Here is a 21159-nt window from a genome sequence, read left to right on the forward strand (position 1 = left end):
GGGGAACTTTTCCCCCTCCTTTTCGCGGCCCGCGAACATCCCCAAACCCCCCACCCCACCCCCCGCCCCGGCTCGCGCTTCCCTTCCCGTCCGCCCCCCGCCCCCTCCCCCGGCCGCTCCCGCCGCTCTGCTGTGCCGGGAGCGAGGGGCGGCCGGCACTGTACGGCGAAGCGCGGTGCCCGTGTCCGACACGGTCACCGCGCTCCCTGGCGTTCGCCGGCTCAGTCACCGGCCAGGCGCCGCCGTAGCTCTGCCTTCCTGACCTTGCCGGTCAGGGTCTTGGGCAGGGCGTCGACCAGCTCCAGCCGGTCCGGGAGGAACCGTTCGTCCTGGCCTCGTTCGAGCAGGTGCGACCGGAGCTCCTCCAGCGTGGGCCGGGCACCCTCGCGGGGTACGAGGACCGCCACGATGGGGTCGTCCGGCTGCCCGGTGGGGCCGACGAGGGTCGCCTCGGCCACGCTCGGGTGTGCGGAGAGGATGGCCTCCAGTTCTGCCATGGGGACGACGGTCCCGTCGCGCAGGACGGCGTCCTTGGCCCGGCCCAGCACGCGGATGCCGCCGCGCCCGTCGTGCCGCGCCACATCCCCGGTGTCGAACCAGCCGTCCGCGGTCAGTTCGGCTTCGAAGGCGCTCTGGTTCCTGAAGTAGCCGAGTGCCTGAGAGGCGCCCCGCACCCGCAGCCGGCCGACCTCCGCGCGCTTGTCGGAGTTCGTGCAGAAGTCGATGCGGATCTCCATGGCATCGATCGGCCGGCCGTGGCTGTGCGCCGACCAGTCCTGGTCGTAGTCGAGCCGGCTGATGGTGATCGGGCCGAACTCGGACATGCCCCACACGGAGTACGTGGCGGTGCCGAAGGTGTCGCGCAGCTCGTCCACCAGCTCCTGGAGCACCGGTGCGGCACCGGTGACGGTGTAGCGCAGGGTGGACACGTCGTGCCGGTCGGCCCGCTGGGCCGCCGCCACTCCGGACTGGGTGGGCGGCGGCCCGTACAGCAGGGTGCCGCCGTACCGCTCCACAAGGTCCAGCAGGCTGACATGGTTGCGGCCGTCCTGGAAGGCGACCGTGCCGCCGAGCATCACCCCGGCGAGGATGCCCTGTCCGAAGCCGGAGTAGTGCACGAGCGGAGTGGTGACGACGGCCACCAGGTCGTCGCGGAGCAGGAACGTGTCCACGTAGCCGCGCACGCCCGAGTGGACCGTGTTCTGGCTGTGCACCACGCCCTTGGAGAAGCCGGTCGTACCGGAGGTGAACAGCACCACGAACGGTTCGTCGGGGCCGAGTGCGCGGCCCGTCAGATCGTCCGTGTGCTCCACTTCCCAGGGCACCGCGACGAAGTGGTCGTGGAAGTCGACCGCGCCCTCGGGGGCGTGGCCGCCGACCACCACGACGTGCTCCAGCGGCAGTTCGGAGCGCAGCTCGGTGAGGGTCCGGGCGAGCGGGTATCCCTCCCACTCGGGGACGGTGACGCACACCCGGGCCTCGGTGAGCACGAGGCGGTGCCGCAGTTCCTCGTCCTGGCACTCGGGCGCGATGGGGCAGATGACGGCGCCGACGGCCATGCAGGCGAACATCAGCGGCACCATCTCCCACCGGTTGGGCAGCTGGACCGCTACGACGTCCCCCCGCCGGACGCCGAGTTCCAGCAGTGCCCCGGCGAACCGGTCGGTGAGCAGCGAGAGTTCGGCGTAGTCGAGGGTGTCCGTGCGGGCCTCGGCCAGGCGGCGCCCGGCGATGGCGAGCTTGCGCGGACGTATGCGGGCCTGCCGGCGGAGGTCGTCGAGGAACGTCTCGTCCCGCCACCATCCGCGCTGCACGTACTCGGTCCGGCGGTCCGTGGCCGGTGGAACGGTCGTGGTCACCGCAGCTCCCCGCGGCGCACCGAAAGCAGCTCCGGCAGCGGGTCGCCGGCGCGTGCGGCGGCGATCTCCAGCAGGGCCCGGGTGTTCTTGCGCACCCGGTCGCCGATCCAGTCGAAGACCCACTCCTTGCGGGCGTCGGCCGGCAGCTCGAAAGGCACGACCCGGGTGACGGCCAGGGCGGCCGCGCCGGCTCCGCCGATGTTGGCGATGACGCCCGGGACCAGGGTGGCGCCCGCGGCCCTGGTCTTCTCCCGCGCCTCGGCGTCGGAGGCGAGGTTGGCGCCCTCGACCACCAGGCCGGCGCGCAGCCGGTGCGCGTTGCCGGCGTTCAGCGCGTGCTTCTGCGCGGCGAGGATCAGCAGGTCGGCGTCGACGTCGAGCCAGGCGTCGGGCCCGCTGGAGCGGGTGACCTGCTGCGGCAGCCGGGAGCGGTCGATCAGCCCGAACTCGTCGGTGATCGCGACGAGGTCGGCCACGGGCAGCCGGTCGGCGCTGATGGTGCCCTGCGCGTCCGCGACGCCCACGATGATGTGCCCGCGGTCCTCCAGGAACCGTGCGACGGCGCGGCCCACGGCGCCGAAGCCCTGCACCACGACCCGGGCGGGCTCGGTACGGCCGCTCGCCTCCAGGGCGGTGACCGCGGCGACGCCGACGCCGTGCCCGGTGACGTCGATCAGCGGCTCGTAGTAGGTGCGCCAGTCGATCGGCATGTCGGGGGCGCCCAGCCGGTACCGCGGGTCGTAGCCGGCCTCGTCGAAGAACACGGCCCGGTCGGCCGGGGTGACGCCCATGTCGATGCCGAGGTGGATGCCGCCGTGCAGCAGCGGCTTGACGGTGCGTCCGAAGGTGCGGAAGGTCTCGCCCCGGTCGCCGCCGTCGGCGACGATGCCGCCCTTGGCGCCACCGATGCGCAGGCCCGCGAGCGTAAACTTGTGGGTCATGTCGCGCGCCAGGCCGGCCACCTCCTCCTCGCTCACCGAGGCGGTCATCCGCACACCGCCCATCGCGAGGCCGTCGACCAGCGAGTCGACGACGACCCAGCCCTTGATCGCGCCGCCGCTGCCGTTCAGGTGCACGACGAACGCGGGCTCCTGCGTGTTCTCCACATCACTCATTGCCAAGTACTCCAGTTCGTCCATGTCGTCTACGTGGTCCATGTCGTCTGCGTCGTCTGCGTCGTCTGCGTCGTCCATGTCCTCCACGTCGTCCGTGGGGTGGTGGAAGGCCGCGCATGTGCGCGTGGCCGTCACTGGTAGAGCTGGGCGAAGCCCCGGAGGATCTCCAGGCCGTCGTTGCGGAACTCCAGATGTGCCTGCGAGCCGAAGATCCGGCCGTCGTCGGAGCGCAGGAACTCCACCGGGGCGTGCTCGGAGCGGCCGATGGAACGGAAGCCGTCCGGGGCCTCCTTGAGGTAGAGGGTGTGCCGGTGGAAGACCGTCACCGTCGGCTTCACATGGGTGAAGAGCGGTTCGTCCTTGTCGACTTGGACCTCGTAGCCACCGACCCGCTGCGGACCCTCGGCCAGTTCGCCCCCGGCGGCGACCGCGAGGATCTGCATGCCACCGCAGATCCCGAAGACCGGGACGTCGGCGTTCATGACGAGGTCGACCAGCGGCTTGTAGTACTCCTGGTCATAGGCGCGGACCTTGGTGCCGCTCAGGACGATCGCCTGGTAGCGGCCGTCGAGCCGGGCGGGCACGGAGGCCGCGTCGACCGTGTCGGTGTCCGAGCCCAGCGTTTCGAAGCGGCTGCGCAGCTGGTTCAGCGACAGAGTCCGGTTGTTGACGACCAGTACTCGAGATTGCGCCACGTCTGTGCTCCTCAGGTTCGCGTGATGACGGTGCCGGTGCGGGCGGCGAGCAGGTCGGAGACGGGTGCGCTGCCGATGACGACGCGCTCCACGCCCCGCTCCAGGGCTTCGCCCGCGGCGCGCAGCTTCTTGCGCATGCCACCGGTGGCGCCCTTGTCGCGGAACTCGGCCGCCGCCTTCGCGGTGATCTCGCGCACCGGTTCTCCGTCGATCAGCAGGTGTGCGACGTCGGTGACGAGGATCAGGTCGGTGGCGCCGGTGGCCCCTGCGATGGCGGCGGCGGCCCGGTCGGCGTCGGTGTTCACCTCCTGTCCGGCGGCGTTCCGGGCCAGCGGGGTGACCAGGTGGGCGTGCCCGGGCTCCAGGTTCTTCAGCGGCGCCGGGTCCACGCCGGTGATCGGGCCGACCAGGTTGTCCAGTTCGACCAGCTGCTTGTCCTTCCACCACCAGCGCTCGCCCTCGCCGGCGTGGACCAAGCCGTCGCTGCCGAGCAGCCGCTCGGCGGTGATGCCGCGCTGCTCCAGCCGCCGCAGTACCTCCTGGCCCAGCTCGCCGCTGACGGTCTTGATGTCGGCGATGACCTCGGGCGTGGTCCAGCGGCTCTGGTTGCCGTACCGGTCCCGCAGGATCGCGGACGGCTCGCTGTAGCGGGGGCTGAGCTGCTTGAGCGGTTTGGACCAGCCGTGGACGAGGACCAGCGGCCGGTCCTGCCCGTGCCGGGCGAGGTCGTCCCACCAGGTGCCGGCCAGGTCGGCCAGGCAGCTGCCGCCGAGCTTCACCACGGTCGGGACGTGCTGTGTCGGGGTCATGCGGGCATCACCGGCTGCATGGTCAGGCCCGTCTCCTCGGGCAGGCGGAAGCGCTTGTTCACTGCCTGGACGGCCTGCCCGGCGGCGCCCTTGACCAGGTTGTCCAGGGCGGCGAGGACGACGATGCGGCCGCCGTCCGGGTCGTACATGGCGGTCACGTCGCAGTAGTTGGAGCCGAGCACGGCCTGCGGGTCGGGCACCGGGATCAGCGTCTCGTTGTGCCGGCGCACCCGGACGAAGGGGTGCTCCTTGTAGAACCGGAAGTACGCCCGCTGCAGCGCGCGCTCGTCCACCTGGTCGTCGGTGTACACGTAGGTGCTGGCGAGCAGTCCGCGCACATGCGACACCCCGTACGCCGACATGGCCAGGGAGCCGACGCTGCCGGGCTTGCTGCGCTCCAGGAAGTCGCTGACCTCGGCGGCGTGTCGGTGCCCGGTGGGTGCGTACGGTGCGATGGCGCCGTTGCGCAGCGGGTGCAGGTCCGGGACGCGCAGCTGGAGGCCGCCGCCGCTGGAGCCGCTCTTGCCGTCCACGACCACCGTGCGCAGGTTCAGGCCGAGCCCGAGGGTCAGCGGGGCGAGGCCCAGCGTGATGGCGGTGGCGTAGCAGCCGGGCACCGAGATGAGCGGGGCGTCCACGAGCTGGTCGCCGACGAGCTCGGGCACTCCGTAGACGAAGCGGTCGGCCAGCTCGGTGGCCCGCTCGGCCTTGGGGTACCAGCGCTCGTGCAGCTCCGGGGTACGGATGCGGAAGGCGCCGCTGAGGTCGGTCACGCACGGGACGCGGTCGGCGAGCTCCGCGCCGAGCCGGGCGGAGACCGGGGCGGGGGTGGCGAGGAACACCACGTCGCACCGGTCGGCCACCCGGTCGGCGGTGACGGGCTCGACGGTCACGCCGAGGTCGAGGCGGAGCCCCGGGTGCAGTTCGGCCGGACGGCGGCCGGCGCTGGAGTTGCCGCCCAGGAAGGTCAGTTCCATCTCCGGATGCTGGGTGACCAGCCTGATGAGTTCACCGCCGGCGAGTCCGGACGCGCCGACAATTCCCACACGGATCATTCGAGTGTCTCCTGTACGTAACGGGCGACGGCGGACGCGACGTCCACGCCGGTCGCCGAGGCCACTCCCCGCCAGGCGGGGGCGTGGTTGACCTCGTTGACGAGGTGGCCCGACGGGGTCCTGAACAGGTCGACGCCGTAGATGCCGCTGCCGAGGCGGTCCACGACGCCGTCCACGACCTTCTGTACGTCGGGGTCGTGGGCCATCGCCCGGGTCTGGTTGCCGAGGGCGGCGTTGCTGCGCCAGTCGGTGCCCGCGCTCTCGAACTCGGCGGCGGCGACGATCTCCCGCCCGACGACCAGGCAGCGGATCGACCCGCCGCCGAGGTACGGCTCCACCAGGCACGCCTGCTCGAAGGCGTGGCCGAGGTCCTCGACATAGTCGTAGACGGAGTGCGCCAGGTCGCCGTCGCGGACCAGGGTCACGCGCTTGCCCATGCCGCCGTAGACCGGCTTGAGCACGACCGGCAGGCCGATGTCGTCGAGCGCCTTCTCGTAGTCCTTGCGGGACAGGACGAGCCGGAAGTCGGGCACCGGTACGCCGGCCTCGCGCAGGACGGCGCGCAGGACCAGTTTGTTCTCGCAGGCGTGGATCGCCGCGGCGGTGTTGAGGACCCGCAGGCCGTCCGCCTCGGCCAGGGTGGCGATCAGGCCGCCCCGGGTGTAGCTGCGGCTGCGCACCAGGAGGGCGTCGTAGCCCTTGACGGACTCGGCGTCCCGGTGGCCGGCGCACAGGGACTCGTCGTTGACCCAGTCGATCCGCAGGCCGAAGTCCTCGGCGGTCTTGATCAGCTGGCGTTCCTCCCAGCCGATCCGGTCCGCGACGATGGCGACTCGGTTGCTCATGTCACTGGCCCCAGTCGCGCAGCTGGACCTCGACCATCTGGAGCGTCAGCCGGCCGTTGTCGATGCCCTCGACGCGCAGTGTGAGCATGCACTCGGGGCAGGAGAGGGTCTCGCCCTCCACCATTTCCGGCACGGTCAGGTCGGTCTCGCACTCGGGGCACGAGCCGGTGAGAACTGCGGTGCTCATGGGTGAACTCCGTTCCGTGTAAGGGTTGTTCGCGGGTGAGGCAGGGCCGGTGCGCGACGGCGGTCAGGCGGCCTGGAAGTCGACGGCGGCCTTGCGGACGGCGTCCCGGTCGAGCACCGGGCGGCCGTTGCGCTCCTGGCGCTCGATGAGCCAGGCAGTGAAGGCGTCGACGTCGACGAAGACGTCCGAGTCGGCGAGCGCCCACTTGACCAGCGCGGGCGTGATCCGGGTGCGCACGCGCAACTCCCGGGAGTTACCCACCAGTTCGGCGGGCAGGGTCTCGTACGCCTCGGGGTTGCTGAGCTGGCCCGGCAGTTCGTAGGCGAAGGCGTGCGGGGTCGTCGGGCCGGATTGGAAGGCGTCGCCGAGGCCGGCGCCCTTGAGGGCGACCCGGGACAGCTCCGTGAGGTGGCTCAGGTCGAAGCGGGTGTCGCCGTGGATCACGCGCAGCGAGGTGAGCAGCTCGGCCAGGGGAGCGTTGCCGCCCCGCTCGCCGATGCCACCGACGGTCGCCGAGATCCACTGCGCCCCGGCACGGACCGCGGCGAGCGAGTTGGCGACGGCCATGCCCAGCATGTTGTGCGAGTGGATCTCGATCTCGGAGCCGTCGATCGCGGTGAGGTCGGAGATCACCTCCTCCATCTGCCAGGGCGACAGATAGGCGACGGTCTCCGCGAGCCTGAATCGGTCGGCCCCGGCCTCGAAGCCGGCGGTGACGTAGGGCACGAGCCGGCCCTTGGGGGTGCGGGCACCGTCCTCACCGCTGAACGTGACGTGGAAGCCGCGCTCCTTCGCCTGCGAGATCGCCGAACGGGCGAGCACGTTCAGGAACTTCGGGCTCGGCGAGCCGAGCTTCAGCTTGGCGTGCTGCTCGGAGGTGGGGATGGAGTACATGATGTGCCGCACGCCCAGGCGCTCGGCCTCGTCGAGGGCCTTGGTGACCTGATCGCGGTCGCGTACCACCACCAGGGTCATGCTGCGCTCGGGGCCGATCGCCTCGTGCGTGGCGAGGACCAGGTCGGCGTCCTTCGCATTCGGGCCGGATACCATGCCGACCTCGACCAGGTCGATACCGGTCTTCACCAACAGCTCCGCGATGACGGTGGCATCCTTGGGACCGAATTCGACACCCCCCATGTGGGCGGAGTCGCGCAGGGTCGCGTCGGACAGATGGGGCAGCCCCGGAAGGCTCCCTCCGTGCTCGGGTACGGCCATGGCGTTCCCTCCTTTTCCGGAGCCGGCTTCTTTTTTCGCCGAACTCCGCGCTGGATGTGCGCTGCCTGGAACATGCTGCGCGACCCCGTGCAAAGATGCGCTGCGTCCTTTGTTAGGGCTCTGTCAAGGGCTGTCAGGGAGTGTCACGCCGAGCAAGGTGTGCGGGTGATTGCAGATTGGATGAAATGGAAACTGCTTTCCCGGAAAAGGCGATGGAGCGTACGAGGTGACGCCCCGGAGAACGCGAAGTGGCCCAGCGGCGGATCGCCGCTGGGCCACTGACGGGACGGCCGGCCGTCAGGTGGTGTAACCGCCGTCCACGGCGAGCCCCGTGCCGGTGATGTAACGGCCGCCGGGACCGGCCAGATAAGCCACCGCGGCGGCGATGTCCTCGACCTCGCCGTAACGCCCCAGAGCGGTCAGGGAGCGCTGGAAGTCGGCGGAGTCACCGTCGGCCGGGTTCATGTCGGTGTCGATCGGGCCCGGGTCCACGGTGGTGACGGTGATCCCGCGCGGACCCAGCTCCCGGGCAAGTCCCTTGGTCAGCCCGATGAGCGCGGACTTGCCCATCGCCTGAAGGACGAAGTTGGCGCCGGGAGTACGTCCGTTGAAGCACGACCCGATGCTGATGATCCGCCCGCCGTCGCCCATGTGCCGGGCGGCGGCCTGCGCGGCCAGGAACACGGACCGGACGTCCGCGGCGAGCACCCGGTCCAGGTCCTCGGCGGACACCTCGGCCAGCGGGCCGTAGGCGAGGAAGCCCGCGTTGTTCACCAGGATGTCGATGCCGCCCAGCTCCCGTACCGTCTGCTCCACGGCCTCCGCCGCGGCGTTCGGCTGGGTCAGGTCGGCCTGGATCACCGCGGCCCTGCCGCCGTCCGCCTCGATCTGCTTGGCGACCGCGCGCGCCTTCTCCTCCGCCTGCACGTAGGTCACCGCGACCGCCGCTCCCGCCGCGGCCAGCCGCTTGGCGATCGCCGCGCCGATCCCACGGCTGCCGCCGGTCACCAGCGCCACCTTGCCGGTCAGCTCACTCATCGATGCCCCCTCCGTAGACGGCTGCGTATGCGTCATGCCGTTACGCTAGAAGTTGACACCAGCGTCAGATTCAAGTCCTGCGAGGAAAAGGCGGGGTGGGAGATGCGGATCGGTGAACTGGCCAGACGCAGCGGTGTGAGCGAGCGGTCGCTGCGCTACTACGAGGCACACGGTCTGCTCAGGGCCGAGCGAACCCCCGGCGGCCACCGGGACTACGGCGAATGGGCCGTCGATCGGGTCATCCGCATCCAGGCGCTCTACGCCGCGGGGCTGAACAGCAAGAAGATCGCCCAGCTGCTCCCTTGCATGCGGGACGGTGACGGCACACCGAGCGAAAGCGCGACGCCCCGGCTCGTCGACGAGCTCACCGCCGAGCGCGAGCGCCTCGACCGCATGATCGCCGACCTGATCCGGTCGCGCGGGGTCCTGGACGACATCATCAGCACCGCGGCGACGGGCCTGGGCTCCACCGCCTTCTCCGGCAGCGAAGGCACGCTCGCCGGCAGTCCGTGATCCGGCAGTGCGTGATCCGTCGACGGTTCGTGATCCGCCGACAGCCGTGAACGGTCCGGAGCCGCTGCGCGCGAGGGTGAACCGGCCCGGCCGTTCATGAGTGGCCGGGGGCCGCCGCCCGCATGGTCGACCGCCCCTCCTTCAGGCGGCCTCGTCCATCAGGCAGGCCAACGTGGTGCGTGCCTGGCGTTCCGCTTCCGCCGGACTCAGCCATGTGCCGCGCTCGAACGCCTCGTCGAAGGCGCGCCGGCCCAGGACGGCCTGTGCCGCCGCGGTGACGCGGTCGACGTCGCCGCGCTCGGCGGCCGGCAGCGGTGCGCCCACGCTGCGGCGCGCGGCGTGGGCGGCGCCGAGGAGCAGTGCGGCACAGGTGGCGCCGGGCCGGTGACCATACAGCGTCGCCGCGCCCGAGAGCCCCTCCAGGGAGAGGGCGAGGGCCCGCGGCTCGGCAAGCGACCAGGCGATCCGCAGGCTGCGCAGGTGGTGGGCAGCGGACTCGGCGGCCCTGCCGCGGAGTTCGGCGATGAAGCCGCGTTCGGCGTGGAGCAGGTGGTCGCCGGCCGGGGAGGAGACGTCGGCGTGGTCGTCGCGGATGCGCAGCAGGTGCGCCTCGGCCGCGTCGATGTCGCCGGAGCGCCGCGCGCCGAGGGCCAGGCCCATGTCGGCGTGGATCTCTCCGTACTTGTAGCCCTGTTCGATCGCGATGCGCCGTGCCTGCTCGTGCAGTTCGCGGGCGCGGTCGAAGTCGCGGGCGAGGAGGGCGAGGCGGCCGAGCCCGGAGAGCCGCGCCGAGACCTCCGCTTCCAGGCTCAACTCCCTGGCCATCTGGAGTCCTTCGTGCTGGCAGTGCGCCGCCTGTGCGTACTCTCCACGGATCTCGGCGAGCGCGGCGAGCGGTGAGACGGTCTGGAGTTCGCCCCACCGGTCGCCCAGTTCCCGGAAGAGGGCACGGCTGCGGTGTCCGTCGCGGGCCAGACCGTCGAGGTCGCCGCGGACCAGGGCGAGCACTGCCCGCAGGCCGAGCGCGGCCGCGGTGCCCCACTGGTCGTCCGTGGCCTCGAAATGGGCGAGGGCGCGGGTGTTCAGCGCGCGGCTGCGGTCCAGGTCGCCGACGCTGAACATGCCGTAGGCGGTGAGCCACAGCGCTCGGGCGCGGCGCACGGGGTCGGGCACGGCGTCGGCGGCGGGCGGTTCGGTGCGCTCTCCGGTCAGCAGCACGAACGCGCTGTGCAGGAGGTCGAGTTCCGGATCAGTGTCGTCGGCGGTGGCCGCGAGGACGGCGGCCAGGCCGCGGCGGGCCTCGGTGAGGCGGCCGCGCAGCAGCCACCACCAGGACAGGGCGGTGGCGAGCCGTACGGCTTCCCCGCTGCGCCCTGCGGCGGCCCGGCGTACCGCCTCGTCGAGAGCGGCGCGCAGGTTGCCCGCGTCGGTGTCCAGGCGGAGGAGCCAGCGCTGCTGGTGCGGCCCGCGCAGCCGACGCTCGGCGCGTTCGGCGAGGGTGAGGTAGTGGTGCAGGTGACGTTCGCGGGCCGCGGTGTCGTCGGCCATCTCCCGCAACCGCTCGGTGCAGTAGGCGGCGACCGACTCGAGGAGCCGGTAGCGGGGGCCCGTGGGACCGTCGGTGACGACCACGAGGGACTTCTCCACGAGCCGGGTGACGAGGTCGAGCACCGCACCGCCGGCCACGCCCTCGCCCGCGCACACCGCCTCCGCGGCGTCGAGGTCGCAGCCGTCGCTGTGCACGGCGAGGCGGCGCAGGACGATGCGCTCGGGCGTGCTGAGCAGCTCCCAGCTCCAGTCGATCATCGCGCGAAGGGTCTGCTGGCGGGCGGGCGCGCCCCGCTGCCCGGAGGTCAGCACCCGGAACCGGTCACCGAGGCGGGCGGCCAACTCCCTGACCCCCAGGGCTCGTACGCGGGTGGCCGCCAGTTCCAGGGCGAGTGGGATGCCGTCCAGGCGGCGGCAGATCTCGGCTACGGCGGCGTGGTCGGATCCGGCGTCCTCCTCGGTGCCGCCGGGCTCGTCGGAGCGGAGCCGGAAGCCGGGCGCGCAGGCGGCGGCCCGCTCGGTGAACAGGCGCACGGCGTCCGCGGTGGGGAGCGGCTCGACCAGGAACACGGCCTCGCCGGCCAGGGCGAGCGGTTCCTGGCTGGTGGCGAGGATGCGCAGCTGGGGGGCGCTGCGCAGCAGCAGGCCGACGAGGTCGGCGGCGGCCTCGACGACGTGTTCGCAGTTGTCCAGCACGAGCAGGGTCCGGCGGTCCCGCAGGGCGGCGGTCAGGCGCTGCACGGGGGAGGTGGCGACGGTGCCGGTGGCGGGCGGCGCGGAGGGAGCGTCGTCGCGGATGCCGAGGGTGGCGGCGACGATCTCGGCGAGGTCGTCGGGCGTGGCGGTGCGGACACCCGCGAACTCGACGAACCAGGCCCCGTCGGGCAGCCCGGCGGCCGCGCCGCCGGCGGCGACGTCCTGCGCGGCGGCCACGGCCAGGCGGGTCTTCCCGACGCCTCCGGGGCCGGTGAGGGTGACCAGCCGTCGGCCGCCGAGGAGCCGGGAGAGGTCGCCGAGGGCCTGCTCGCGGCCGATGAGGGCGGTGAGGGGCGTGGGCAGGTTGGTCGGTGTGGCGGGCGCGGGGACGGCCTCGGGGCGCGTCTGCGGCGACGGCCGGCGCGGCGCTGCCTCGCCGGCCGGGGCCGGGGCGGCGGCCGCCTGCTGGTCCGCCGCGCCCAGCCCGGCCGGCCGATCCGCCAGGCCGCCGTCCAGAGCCGGGTCCTGACGGAGCATCGCCTGATGGAGGGCGCTCAGCGCGGGGCCGGGGCAGACCCCCAGTTCCCCGGCGAGGCGGGTGCGCAGATCCTCGTACGAGGCGAGTGCCTCGCCCTGGTGGCCGGCCCGGTACAGCGCCTGCATCTGTACGGCGCGCAGCCGCTCCCGCAGCGGGTGCTCGGCCACGAGGGCGGCCAGCTCGCCGGCGAGGAGCAGGTGGTCCCCGGCCGCCAGGCGGGCCTCGGCCCGCTCCTCCAGCACGGCCAGCCGCTGCTCCGCCAGGCACTCCCGGGCCGCGCGCACGAACTCCTCGTCGGCGAAGTCGGCGTACGCCGGTCCCCGCCACAGGCCGAGGGCGTCGGTGAGCAGGGCCGCCCGGGTCCGCGGGTCCGCGGCGGAGCGGGCCTCGGTGACGAGGTCGCCGAACCGCTGGGCGTCCACGTCGTCGGCCGCGTCGAGCCGCAGCCGGTAGCCCGGCGGCTGCCGCACCAACCGCTCGCGGCCGAGCACCCGGCGCAGCTGGGAGACCTTGGCCTGGAGCGCACCCGCCGGATTGCCGGGCGGGTGGTCCCGCCACAGGTCGTGGATGAGGCGGTCCACGGAGACCGGGCCGCCGCCGTGCGCGAGCAGGTCCGCCAGGAGCGCCCGTACCTTGGTCTCGGGGACCTGAACCGGAACCCCTTCGTCGTCCCACACAGCGAGTGGTCCGAGCACGCCAAACCGCATGTGGACAACCGTACCCGGCCCGTACGGCGGTCAGCCGACCCATCGCCGGTTTCGAAGCGTTCCCGAAGATTTTCCGAAGCATTCCCGAAGTGCCCGCACGCACAGTCGCATGCGAAGTCCCCGACGGCCGCGGCGAAGCCGGCACCGCCCCCTCGCCGTGCGACGCGCCGGCACCGGCCACCCAGCAGATACGGAGTACTCCCCATGAGCGCCACACCCGATACGGCCGCCGCGTCCGGCAGGGAGTCGGGCGCCACACCACCGACGACACGGCAGGGCGCGGAACAGCGGCCGAGGCTGCCGATGCCGGCGCTGCTCGCCCTCGCCACCGCGGTGTTCATCACCAGCCTCACCGAGACGCTCCCCGCGGGCCTGCTGCCGGAGATGAGCCACGCCCTCCGGGTGAGCGAGTCGGCGACCGGGCAGACGGTCACGATCTACGCGATCGGCACCGCGCTCACCGCGATCCCGCTGACGGCGGCCACCGCGAGCTGGCGGCGCAAGCGGCTGCTCCTCACCGCCGTGGCGGGCTTCGCCGTCGCGAACACGGTCACGGCCGTGTCGTCCCTCTACGGCCTGACGATGGTGGCCCGCTTCACGGCGGGGGTCGCCGCCGGTGTGGCGTGGGCGCTGCTGGCCGGCTATGCGCGGCGCCTGGCGCCGGTCCAGCTGCAAGGCCGGGCGATCGCCGTCGCGATGGCGGGCATTCCCGTGGCGCTCTCGCTCGGTGTGCCGGCCGGGACCTTTCTCGGCCAGGCCCTCGGCTGGCGGGTGGCGTTCCTGGCGATGACGGCGCTCACGGTGGTGCTCGTGGTGTGGATCGTCGCCGCGGTGCCCGACCATCCGGGCCAGCCGCGTGGCGAACGTCCCTCCATGCTGCGGGCGTTGGGGGTGCCGGGCGTGCGCCCGGTGCTGTTCGTGACGCTCGTCTTCGTGCTGGCGCACACCGTCCTGTACGCCTACATCGCCACGTTCCTGGACGATCTGGGGATGGGCGACCACACCGATCTGGTGCTGCTCGCCTTCGGTGTCACCTCGCTGCTCAGCATCTGGGTCGTGGGTGCCCGGATCCATCGCCGGCTGCGTGCGCTGACCATCGCCAGCACGCTGCTGGTGGCCGCCGCCGCGGCTCTGCTGGCGCTGGTCACCGACGGTGGCGCGCTGGTGTACGTCGCGGCCGCGCTGTGGGGGCTGGGCTGGGGCGGGCTGCCCACCCTGTTGCAGACGGCGGCCGGCGACGCGGGAGGCGACCACGCCGACGCGGCGCAGGCGATGCTCGTGACCCTGTGGAACGTGGCCATGGCCGGTGGAGGTGTGCTGGGCGGGGTTCTGCTCGACGCGAGCGGCAGCGACTCCTTCCCCTGGACGGTGCTGCTGCTCCTGGCGCCGGTGCTCGCCGTCGTCGTCACCGCCCGTGGCCATGGCTTCCCGGTCCGGCGGCCCGGCACGTAACACCCTCGTCCAGGGCCTGCCGAGCCGGGCTCGGCACCTCGCGGCCGGTGAGCCGCTCCCTCGACGGGCCGCCGAAGGTACACCGATCCCCCGGCCTTCGGCGGCCCGGTCTTTCCCCGCCGCCGCAATGTGATGTTCATACTACGGTTCACCGGTCGAGTCATTCGGACGGATCTTCTTCGGCGATGCTCACGGTCACCGGCAGCCTCCCCCGCAGGCACCCGTGACCTGCGGAAAGGATGCTTTTTCCGCACCCTCCCACCGGGCGGCAAGCGCTTCCTCCCTCTCTGTCGCACGGCCGGGCATCCCCCTCACCCGGCCGCGATTGCGCTGGTCAGCGGGCGAAATCTCGAAGTGACCGAAGATCGAGTGAAATTGGCGAGCGAGCCGGTAGCTTTATGCACCGAACGACTGCCCTGTGCATCGACACGTTGGGCGACACGACTGCGAGGGGGCGTAGTTAAACATGTCGTCAGTGGAAGTGTGCGTCGCAGCTGGGGATCGCGAGCGCATACAGATGTTCATCGATGAAGTATTCAAACCGCTGCACCGCGCCGAGCAACGCCGTTGGGCGCGGGCCTACTTGTGGGGCCTGCTCCACTCGCCCGGCAAGAAAACTCCGCGGAGTATGGCCCAGGCCGGATTGCTTCCCGCGGGAGCGGCTCACGGTCTGCACCAGTTCATCAACGCCAGCCCCTGGGGCTGGGAACCGGTGCGCCGCGGACTGGCCCAGGCGGTCGCGGCGAGCAGGCCGGCATACGCCTGGACCACCGCCGATCTCCTCATCCCCAAGCAAGGTGAGCATTCGGTGGGAGTGCACCGTCGCCCTGACCCCGCGACCGGACGCACCATCAACTGTCAGCGCGCTGTCGGGCTGTTCCTGGCGACGGGCACCCAGTGCTTTCCGGTCGACTGGGGCCTCGTGCTCGACGGCGCATGGGACTGGGACGACCTGCGCAGGCGCCGCGCGCGCATACCGGAGGAGGAGACCAGGCGCCCGGTGGGCGCGTTCGTCCTCGACTTCGCCGCCGGTGTGGCCGCCGCGCATCCGCGGTTACCTCACGCGCCGTGGGTCCTCGACCTCACCCGGCGGTGCGACGATGCCAGCGGCGTCATGGCCGGGCTTGCCCGCCGGGATCTCGATTTCGTGTGCGAGGTCGATCCGGGGCAGATCGTGCTCATCGGCCGCCAGTCCCCCACGGTGATCACCGTGGGGGAACTGCTGGACGAACCGCACGCCCGCCAGCCGCATGTGCTGCTGCGTCAGTCCGAACCGGGCAGCTCTCGCCCGGTGCGGGTGAACATGTATGCAGGAACGGTCCGCCTGTCGCAGCGCGGTGCCGCCAAGGACGGCGTCTCGCGTCCCTACCACGTCCTCCAGCGGCCCTCCGTCGACGGCGGGCAGCCCGCGCGGTACTGGATCACCAACCTGATGAGCCGGGGCGTGGAGGAGGTGCTGCTGCTGGCCCGCAGCCAGGCCGCCGCCCGTGCGACGATCGCCAGGCTGCGAGAGGGATTCGGCGTGCTCGACTTCGAGGGCCGCTCCTATCCCGGCTGGCACCACCACATGACGATGGTCTCGGCAGCGTACGCCTATCGGCATCTGTACGGCGCTCCCGACGCGGTCTTGCCGGCGGCCGACCCGCTGCCCGTGGCCCGCGCCGAAGCCGCCGGCTGGGCGGACGCCAGAGTGAAGGGCCTGGGCGCGTGAAGAAGGTGATGGTGGTGGAGCCGGACGCCGCCACGGCCGAGATCACGGCGGGCGACCTGCGCCGGCAGGGGTACGTCGCCCACACCGTCGACCGAGGGGCACGGATACTGCGCACGTATCACGATGCCGATCTGGTCCTGCTCTCGCTGGACCTGCCCGACCTCGACGGCCTGGAGGTGTGCCGCACGCTCAGGGCCGAGAGCGACATTCCGCTGATCGCCTGCACACACCGTGACAACGAACTGGAGCGGGTCCTCGCGCTCAAGGCCGGAGCCGACGACTGTGTGCTGCGGACCTGGGGTCCGCGGGAGATAGGAGCACGGATCGAAGCGGTGCTGCGGCGCACCCGGCCGCAGTCCGTCGGCGCGGACAGCATCTCGCTCCGGCCGCTGCACATCGATCCGCGGACCCGCGAGGTGCGCCTGCGCGACCGGGTGGTCGAGGTGACGGCCACGGAGTTCGAGCTTCTCTACACGCTGGCCGCGCGACCCGATTCCGTCGTCTCCCGGAAAGAGCTGATGGCGAAGGTCTGGGGGAGCAATTGGGTGCGCACCAGCCGCACCATCGACACGCACGTGAGCAGCCTGCGGGCGAAACTCGGCTCCAGCCGATGGATCATCACCGTGCGCGGGGTCGGCTATCGCATGGGGCACGTCGGGCAGATACCCGAAACGTCCGTCGGCTGAACCTGCTTGTCCGTCATCGAGGGGCCCGGGCGAACCCGGCGCCGAGCGCGCCGCTGCCGGGGCCCGGACATTGCCATGAGTTCTTGACAACGCATCAATGCGCCATGCGTTCCGTGTCGAAGGAGGGGCAGGAAAAGATGGCATCAGGAGAGAACGGCGGAATACCGCCGAATGACGGTGCGAGCGGCATATGACAAAGCAGATCCACCTCGCCGCTCAGCTGCCGGCCATCCACAACGTCACCGTCTGGTCCGACCCGCGCTCCCGGAGCCAGATCGCCGTCGAGTCCTTTGTGCACCTCGCGCAGACGGCGGAGCGCGGAAAATTCGACTTCTTCTTCCTCGCCGAGGGACTGCGCGTCCGCGAGCACAAGGGCGAGATCTACGAGCTGGACGTGGTGGGCCGCCCGGACAACCTGACGATGCTCAGCGCGGTGGCCGCCGTCACCACGCGTCTCGGGGTCGCCGCCACCGTCAACGCCACGTTCAACGAGCCCTACGAAGTGGCGCGCCGGCTCGCGACCCTCGACCACCTCAGCGGCGGGCGTGCCGCCTGGAACGTGGTGACCAGCTTCGACGCCTTCACCGGTGAGAACTTCCGCCGGGGCGGCTTCCTCGCCGAGGCCGACCGCTACACGCGCGCCGCCGAATTCCTGGACGCCACGCGGGAGTTGTGGGACAGCTGGGCCGGCCAGGACGTCCGCGCCGACGCGGTGTCCGGGCGGTTCGTCCGCTCGGGGGCCGGTGAGTTCGCCCACCAGGGACGGCACTTCGCCATCTCGGGACGCTTCACCACCCCGCGCAGCCCGCAGGGCCACCCCGTGATCATCCAGGCCGGGGAGTCCGACCCGGGCCGTGAGTTCGCGGCGTCGGACGCCCAGGTCGTCTTCAGCAAGTACAACCGCCTCGACGAGGCCCGCGCCTTCTACCGGGACGTCAAGGGCAGGCTCGCCCGGCACGGCCGCTCACCGGACGACCTGCGGATCATGCCCACCGCCACCGTCGTCGTCGCCGACACCGACGACGAGGCCGCCGCGTACGCCGACGAGGTCACCCGCGCCCAGGTGAGCCCGCAGACCGCGATCGCCCACCTGGAGGCCGTCTGGGGCCGCGACCTGTCCGCGTACGACCCGGACGGTCCGCTGCCCGACATCGACCCGGAACCCGAGTCGCTGGTCCTGAAGGGGCATTCGGTGTTCCGCAAGGGCCGCGCGGAGACCGCGCGGCGGTGGCGGGCCCTCGCCGGCGAACGCGGACTGAGCATCCGCGAGCTGGTCATCGAGGTCCACGGCGGGCAGACCTTCGTCGGCAGCCCGCGCACCGTCGCCGACGCCATCGACCACTTCGTGCAGACCGACGGCGCGGACGGGTTCGTCTTCGCCGCGCATCTGACCCCCGGTGGCCTGGACGACTTCGTGGACCGGGTGGTGCCGCTGCTCCAGGAGAAGGGCGTCTTCCGCCCGGACTACACGGGGACGACACTGCGGGACCACCTGGGTCTGCGCCACCGGCCGGACCCGGGCCGCAGCACCGGGAACGCCAGGGAGGCATCGTGAGCACCGGTCCGCTGCACCTCGCCGTCGCCCTCCGTGACGCCGGCTGGCATCCCGCGGCCTGGCGGTCCCAGGACGCCGACGCCGGTGCCCTGTTCACTCCGGCGTACTGGGCGCACCTGGTCACGGAAGCCGAACGCGGCCTCCTCGACTTCGTCACCTTCGAGGACGCCCTCGGGCTCCAGTCGGCCGCGCCGCACCGTCCCGACGACCGGACCGACCAGGTCCGGGGCAGCTTGGACGCGGTCCTGCTCGCGGCCCACCTCGGTCCGCTCACCACGCACATCGGCCTGGTCCCCACCGTCAACGTCACCCACACCGAGCCCTTCCACGTCGCCGTGGGCATCGCCACCCTCGACCACGTCTGCAAGGGCCGTGCGGGCTGGCGGCCGCAGATCGCGTCCCGCGCCGCCGACGCCGCCCACTTCGGCCGCCGCTCGACACCGCAGCTGACCGACGACGACATCCGGGACCCCGAACTGATCGCCAAACGGCTGCGCCCGCTGTTCGCGGAGGCCACCGACGTGGTGGAGGTGACACGGCGGCTGTGGGACAGCTGGGAGGACGACGCGGAGATACGGGACACGGACACGGGCCGCTTCATCGACCGCGACAAGCTCCATCACATCGACTTCGAGGGCGCGTACTTCAGCGTCAAGGGCCCTTCGATCACCCCACGCCCGCCCCAGGGACAGCCGGTGGTGGCGAGCCTCGCGCACGCCTCGACGCCGTACGAGTTCGCGGCACGCGGCTGCGACGTCGTCTTCGTCACGCCGTTCGACCGCGTGGGCGCGAAGACGATTCTCGCGCAGGTGGACGAGGCCGTCGACCGGGTGGGCAGGAATGTACGGGCCCAGCCGCTGCGCAGATTCGCGGACGTGGTCGTCTTCCTGGACGACGAGCCCGGCGCCGCCGCCGGCCGCAAGGCGCGCCTGGACGCGCTGGACGGCGCCGCGTTCGCCTCGGACGCCCTGGTCTTCACGGGCACTCCCGGCGAACTGGCCGACCTGCTCCTCGACTGGCGGACCACCGGGCTCGACGGCTTCCGGCTGCGCCCGGGCGCGCTGCCGCACGACCTCACCGCGATCACCCGGCGGCTGGTGCCGGAACTACGGCAGCGCCGCGCGTTCCGCACCGCGTACGACACCGGGACCCTGCGCGGCCGGCTGGGTCTGCCGTCGCCCCGCAACAGGTACGCCAAGGAGACCTGACCAGGTGAGCCGGTCGGCACCGCGGCGGACGTCCCGCCGCTGACCGGTGCCGGCCACGCCGGGAGCGGGACGGGGTGCGCAGGGAGAGCACCGGGTGTCGCTCAGAGGTCGTCCGCCATGCCGAGACCGGTCAGGGCGCCCACCGGGTCGAGGTCCGGGGTGCCCCGGGGCCACCAGTCGTCCTGGCCGGGCTCCGACTCGTAGGCATACCACAGCCCGTCGCGGCCGAGCCGGAGCTGGACGTGGCCGCGCGGGTGGGTGAGGCGGTTGCGCCAGGGGCGGAACGCCGGCAGGTCGGCGGCGAGCAGCAGTGGGCGGGCCCGGTCGAAGCGGCCGGCCGGCGGGTCCCATGGTTCCTCCAGCACGGCCAGCCCCGCCGGGCCGCCCTGCCGCCAGGCCGCGACGGCACGCGCGAGGTCGGCCGGGGTGCGGTCGACGGCGCCGGCGAGCGTGGCGTACAGCGTGCGGGTGGCCGCGGTCAGTCCGGAACCCGGGCGGGCCGCGGCCAGGCGCACCGCGTCCTGCCAGAGTGTCAGCTCGCCGACCGGGTCGCGTCCGGTGCCGAGCAGCGCGTGGGCGCGGGCGGCGGCGTCGGTCGCCAGCTGGTCCAGCGCGAAGGGGTCAGGACCGCCCGGGGCCGACGGATACACCGGCGGCTGCTCGGGGTGCGGCGGCACCGGCAACGGCGGCGGCAGCGGCGGGAGTCGGCGTGGCGCCAGGGCGTCGGCGGCCCGGACCCCGGGCAGGGTCTGCGGCTGCCGTTCCTGTGCGGCGCGGGCCGCGCGGGCGGCGCTGCGCCGGGACAGCGCGTCGAGCAGTTCCCTCTCGCCCCGGCCGCGGAGCAGGAGCAGCACGAACGGGTCGGCGTCGAGCAGGCGGGCCGTCTGGTAGCAGAGCGCGGCGGCGTGCTTGCAGGGGTGGCCGGAGTCGGGGCAGCTGCACCGCGGGACGAGGTCACCGGGGCCGGGCAGCAGGGGGACACCGCAGTCGGCGAGGGACTGGGGCAACTCCTTGTCGAGCAGCGCCGCGATGTGCCCCGGCCGGTCGGCCGCGGCGTCCAGGAACCGCTCCCAGTCCGCGTCCTCCAGCGTCCGCACCCGTACCTGCACCCGGTACGGACGCGGCCGGCTCCCCCGCACGTACGCCAGCACGAGCCCCGGTGTCACGGTGATCGCGTCCACATGACCCTGCTCCGCGTAACCACGCCCACGCATCAGCCGCTTGGCGTCCAACGCCCCCTGCTCCAGCGCACCGACCCAGGCGTTCCCCCACCAGGTCCCGGCGAACGCCCCACCCTCGCGTTCCTCCCGAACCGCGAACGCCGGGAAGGTACGCCGAAGTTCACTGTCCCGGTGGGGGGTGGCCATGGTGGGGGGTACGCGGGGTGCGGAGGAGGAAGCGGAGGGGGCCGGTGACGCCGGCGCCTGGGACGAGGGGGTGGGTGCGGGGGCCGGGGGGCGGTGGATGGGTGCGGGGCCGGGGGTGGAGACGGAGTCAGGGGCGGCCGCGAAGTAAGGGGCGGGGGCCGAGTCGGAGGTGGGAGCCGAGCGGGCCGAGTCGTGGCCGGGAACCGAGTCGGGGATGCGGGCCGAGTCGGAGCGGGGGTGCGCGGGGGCGGTCGCGGGTGCCGAGGCGGAAGGTGCCGGGGGCGCGGGGGCGGGACCGGGCGCGGAGGCGGGAGATGTCGGGGCCGAGGCAGCGGAATCCGGCACGGACACGGAAGACGC

At 72.5% G+C, this 21159-nt stretch carries 17 protein-coding genes; 6 read left to right on the forward strand and 11 right to left on the reverse strand.

Translation table 11 applies throughout. The features are described 5' to 3' along the window. Positions 1-221: 221 nt before the first annotated feature. The 9 genes from ACZ7DL_RS33875 to ACZ7DL_RS33915 form a co-directional block, all read right to left on the reverse strand. On the reverse strand, positions 222-1859 hold the full coding sequence (locus tag ACZ7DL_RS33875; protein ID WP_470780133.1) for an AMP-binding protein: 1638 nt from the start codon (positions 1857-1859) through the stop codon (positions 222-224). Continuing rightward, positions 1856-3016: a Glu/Leu/Phe/Val dehydrogenase dimerization domain-containing protein gene (locus ACZ7DL_RS33880; protein ID WP_470780247.1), complete on the reverse strand. Its 1161-nt coding sequence runs from the start codon at positions 3014-3016 to the stop codon at positions 1856-1858. Before ACZ7DL_RS33880 ends, ACZ7DL_RS33875 begins: the two co-directional genes overlap by 4 nt. A gap of 89 nt (positions 3017-3105) precedes the next feature. After that, positions 3106-3669, reverse strand: a complete 564-nt coding sequence (locus tag ACZ7DL_RS33885; protein WP_470780135.1) for a type 1 glutamine amidotransferase — start codon at positions 3667-3669, stop codon at positions 3106-3108. 11 nt (positions 3670-3680) lie between these two features. Next, positions 3681-4478 carry an amino acid kinase family protein gene (locus ACZ7DL_RS33890; protein WP_470780137.1) on the reverse strand — a complete coding sequence of 266 codons (798 nt, stop codon included), beginning with the start codon at positions 4476-4478 and terminating at the stop codon, positions 3681-3683. Further along, positions 4475-5533: an N-acetyl-gamma-glutamyl-phosphate reductase gene (gene argC / locus ACZ7DL_RS33895; RefSeq protein ID WP_470780138.1), complete on the reverse strand. Its 1059-nt coding sequence runs from the start codon at positions 5531-5533 to the stop codon at positions 4475-4477. The genes ACZ7DL_RS33890 and argC overlap by 4 nt, the downstream gene beginning before the upstream one ends. Beyond that, positions 5530-6378: an ATP-grasp domain-containing protein gene (locus tag ACZ7DL_RS33900; RefSeq protein ID WP_470780140.1), complete on the reverse strand. Its 849-nt coding sequence runs from the start codon at positions 6376-6378 to the stop codon at positions 5530-5532. The genes argC and ACZ7DL_RS33900 overlap by 4 nt, the downstream gene beginning before the upstream one ends. 1 nt (position 6379) lies before the next feature. Continuing rightward, entirely contained in the window at positions 6380-6565 is a 186-nt protein-coding gene (locus ACZ7DL_RS33905; protein WP_470780142.1) for a lysine biosynthesis protein LysW, read from the reverse strand. Between the two features lie 63 nt (positions 6566-6628). Beyond that, the gene (locus ACZ7DL_RS33910) at positions 6629-7780 is read right to left on the reverse strand and encodes an isopropylmalate synthase (protein ID WP_470780144.1); all 1152 of its coding nucleotides are present in this window, start codon (positions 7778-7780) and stop codon (positions 6629-6631) included. 297 nt (positions 7781-8077) lie between these two features. Beyond that, complete coding sequence (locus ACZ7DL_RS33915; RefSeq protein WP_470780146.1) at positions 8078-8818, reverse strand: SDR family oxidoreductase; 741 nt, start codon at positions 8816-8818, stop codon at positions 8078-8080. 102 nt (positions 8819-8920) lie between these two features. Here ACZ7DL_RS33915 and ACZ7DL_RS33920 point away from each other — a divergent pair, with 102 nt between their 5' ends. Continuing rightward, the gene (locus tag ACZ7DL_RS33920; RefSeq protein ID WP_470780148.1) at positions 8921-9331 is read left to right on the forward strand and encodes a MerR family transcriptional regulator; all 411 of its coding nucleotides are present in this window, start codon (positions 8921-8923) and stop codon (positions 9329-9331) included. Positions 9332-9472: 141 nt separating this feature from the next. On the opposite strand, the gene ACZ7DL_RS33925 is transcribed toward ACZ7DL_RS33920, so the two are convergent. Then, the gene (locus tag ACZ7DL_RS33925; protein ID WP_470780149.1) at positions 9473-12820 is read right to left on the reverse strand and encodes an AfsR/SARP family transcriptional regulator; all 3348 of its coding nucleotides are present in this window, start codon (positions 12818-12820) and stop codon (positions 9473-9475) included. Positions 12821-13024: 204 nt separating this feature from the next. Here ACZ7DL_RS33925 and ACZ7DL_RS33930 point away from each other — a divergent pair, with 204 nt between their 5' ends. The 5 genes from ACZ7DL_RS33930 to ACZ7DL_RS33950 all read left to right on the forward strand — a co-directional run bounded on the left by ACZ7DL_RS33930 (position 13025) and on the right by ACZ7DL_RS33950 (position 19432). Further along, positions 13025-14272, forward strand: a complete 1248-nt coding sequence (locus ACZ7DL_RS33930; RefSeq protein WP_470780152.1) for an MFS transporter — start codon at positions 13025-13027, stop codon at positions 14270-14272. Positions 14273-14738: 466 nt separating this feature from the next. Then, positions 14739-15983, forward strand: coding sequence for an IS701 family transposase (locus ACZ7DL_RS33935; protein ID WP_470780154.1), 1245 nt, complete (start codon positions 14739-14741; stop codon positions 15981-15983). Further along, positions 15980-16669, forward strand: coding sequence for a response regulator transcription factor (locus tag ACZ7DL_RS33940; RefSeq protein WP_470780155.1), 690 nt, complete (start codon positions 15980-15982; stop codon positions 16667-16669). Before ACZ7DL_RS33935 ends, ACZ7DL_RS33940 begins: the two co-directional genes overlap by 4 nt. Positions 16670-16859: 190 nt before the next feature. Continuing rightward, positions 16860-18224 (forward strand): NtaA/DmoA family FMN-dependent monooxygenase, encoded by a 1365-nt coding sequence (locus ACZ7DL_RS33945; protein ID WP_470780157.1) that lies wholly within the window; start codon positions 16860-16862, stop codon positions 18222-18224. Beyond that, positions 18218-19432 carry an LLM class flavin-dependent oxidoreductase gene (locus ACZ7DL_RS33950; RefSeq protein ID WP_470780249.1) on the forward strand — a complete coding sequence of 405 codons (1215 nt, stop codon included), beginning with the start codon at positions 18218-18220 and terminating at the stop codon, positions 19430-19432. Before ACZ7DL_RS33945 ends, ACZ7DL_RS33950 begins: the two co-directional genes overlap by 7 nt. 101 nt (positions 19433-19533) lie before the next feature. Here ACZ7DL_RS33950 and ACZ7DL_RS33955 read toward each other — a convergent pair whose 3' ends face one another. Continuing rightward, positions 19534-21150: an SWIM zinc finger family protein gene (locus ACZ7DL_RS33955; protein ID WP_470780250.1), complete on the reverse strand. Its 1617-nt coding sequence runs from the start codon at positions 21148-21150 to the stop codon at positions 19534-19536. Between the last annotated feature and the right edge of the window lie 9 nt (positions 21151-21159).

It is taken from the genome of Streptomyces sp. NPDC036984, assembly GCF_055607665.1.

Coding starts and splice junctions, on each gene's coding strand:
- ACZ7DL_RS33880 (WP_470780247.1), bottom strand. CDS start 3,016: ATGGACCACGTAGACGACATGGACGAACTGGAGTACTTGGCAATGAGT.
- ACZ7DL_RS33890 (WP_470780137.1), bottom strand. CDS start 4,478: ATGACCCCGACACAGCACGTCCCGACCGTGGTGAAGCTCGGCGGCAGC.
- argC (WP_470780138.1), bottom strand. CDS start 5,533: ATGATCCGTGTGGGAATTGTCGGCGCGTCCGGACTCGCCGGCGGTGAA.
- ACZ7DL_RS33900 (WP_470780140.1), bottom strand. CDS start 6,378: ATGAGCAACCGAGTCGCCATCGTCGCGGACCGGATCGGCTGGGAGGAA.
- ACZ7DL_RS33905 (WP_470780142.1), bottom strand. CDS start 6,565: ATGAGCACCGCAGTTCTCACCGGCTCGTGCCCCGAGTGCGAGACCGAC.
- ACZ7DL_RS33910 (WP_470780144.1), bottom strand. CDS start 7,780: ATGGCCGTACCCGAGCACGGAGGGAGCCTTCCGGGGCTGCCCCATCTG.
- ACZ7DL_RS33915 (WP_470780146.1), bottom strand. CDS start 8,818: ATGAGTGAGCTGACCGGCAAGGTGGCGCTGGTGACCGGCGGCAGCCGT.
- ACZ7DL_RS33920 (WP_470780148.1), top strand. CDS start 8,921: ATGCGGATCGGTGAACTGGCCAGACGCAGCGGTGTGAGCGAGCGGTCG.
- ACZ7DL_RS33925 (WP_470780149.1), bottom strand. CDS start 12,820: ATGCGGTTTGGCGTGCTCGGACCACTCGCTGTGTGGGACGACGAAGGG.
- ACZ7DL_RS33930 (WP_470780152.1), top strand. CDS start 13,025: ATGAGCGCCACACCCGATACGGCCGCCGCGTCCGGCAGGGAGTCGGGC.
- ACZ7DL_RS33935 (WP_470780154.1), top strand. CDS start 14,739: ATGTCGTCAGTGGAAGTGTGCGTCGCAGCTGGGGATCGCGAGCGCATA.
- ACZ7DL_RS33945 (WP_470780157.1), top strand. CDS start 16,860: ATGACAAAGCAGATCCACCTCGCCGCTCAGCTGCCGGCCATCCACAAC.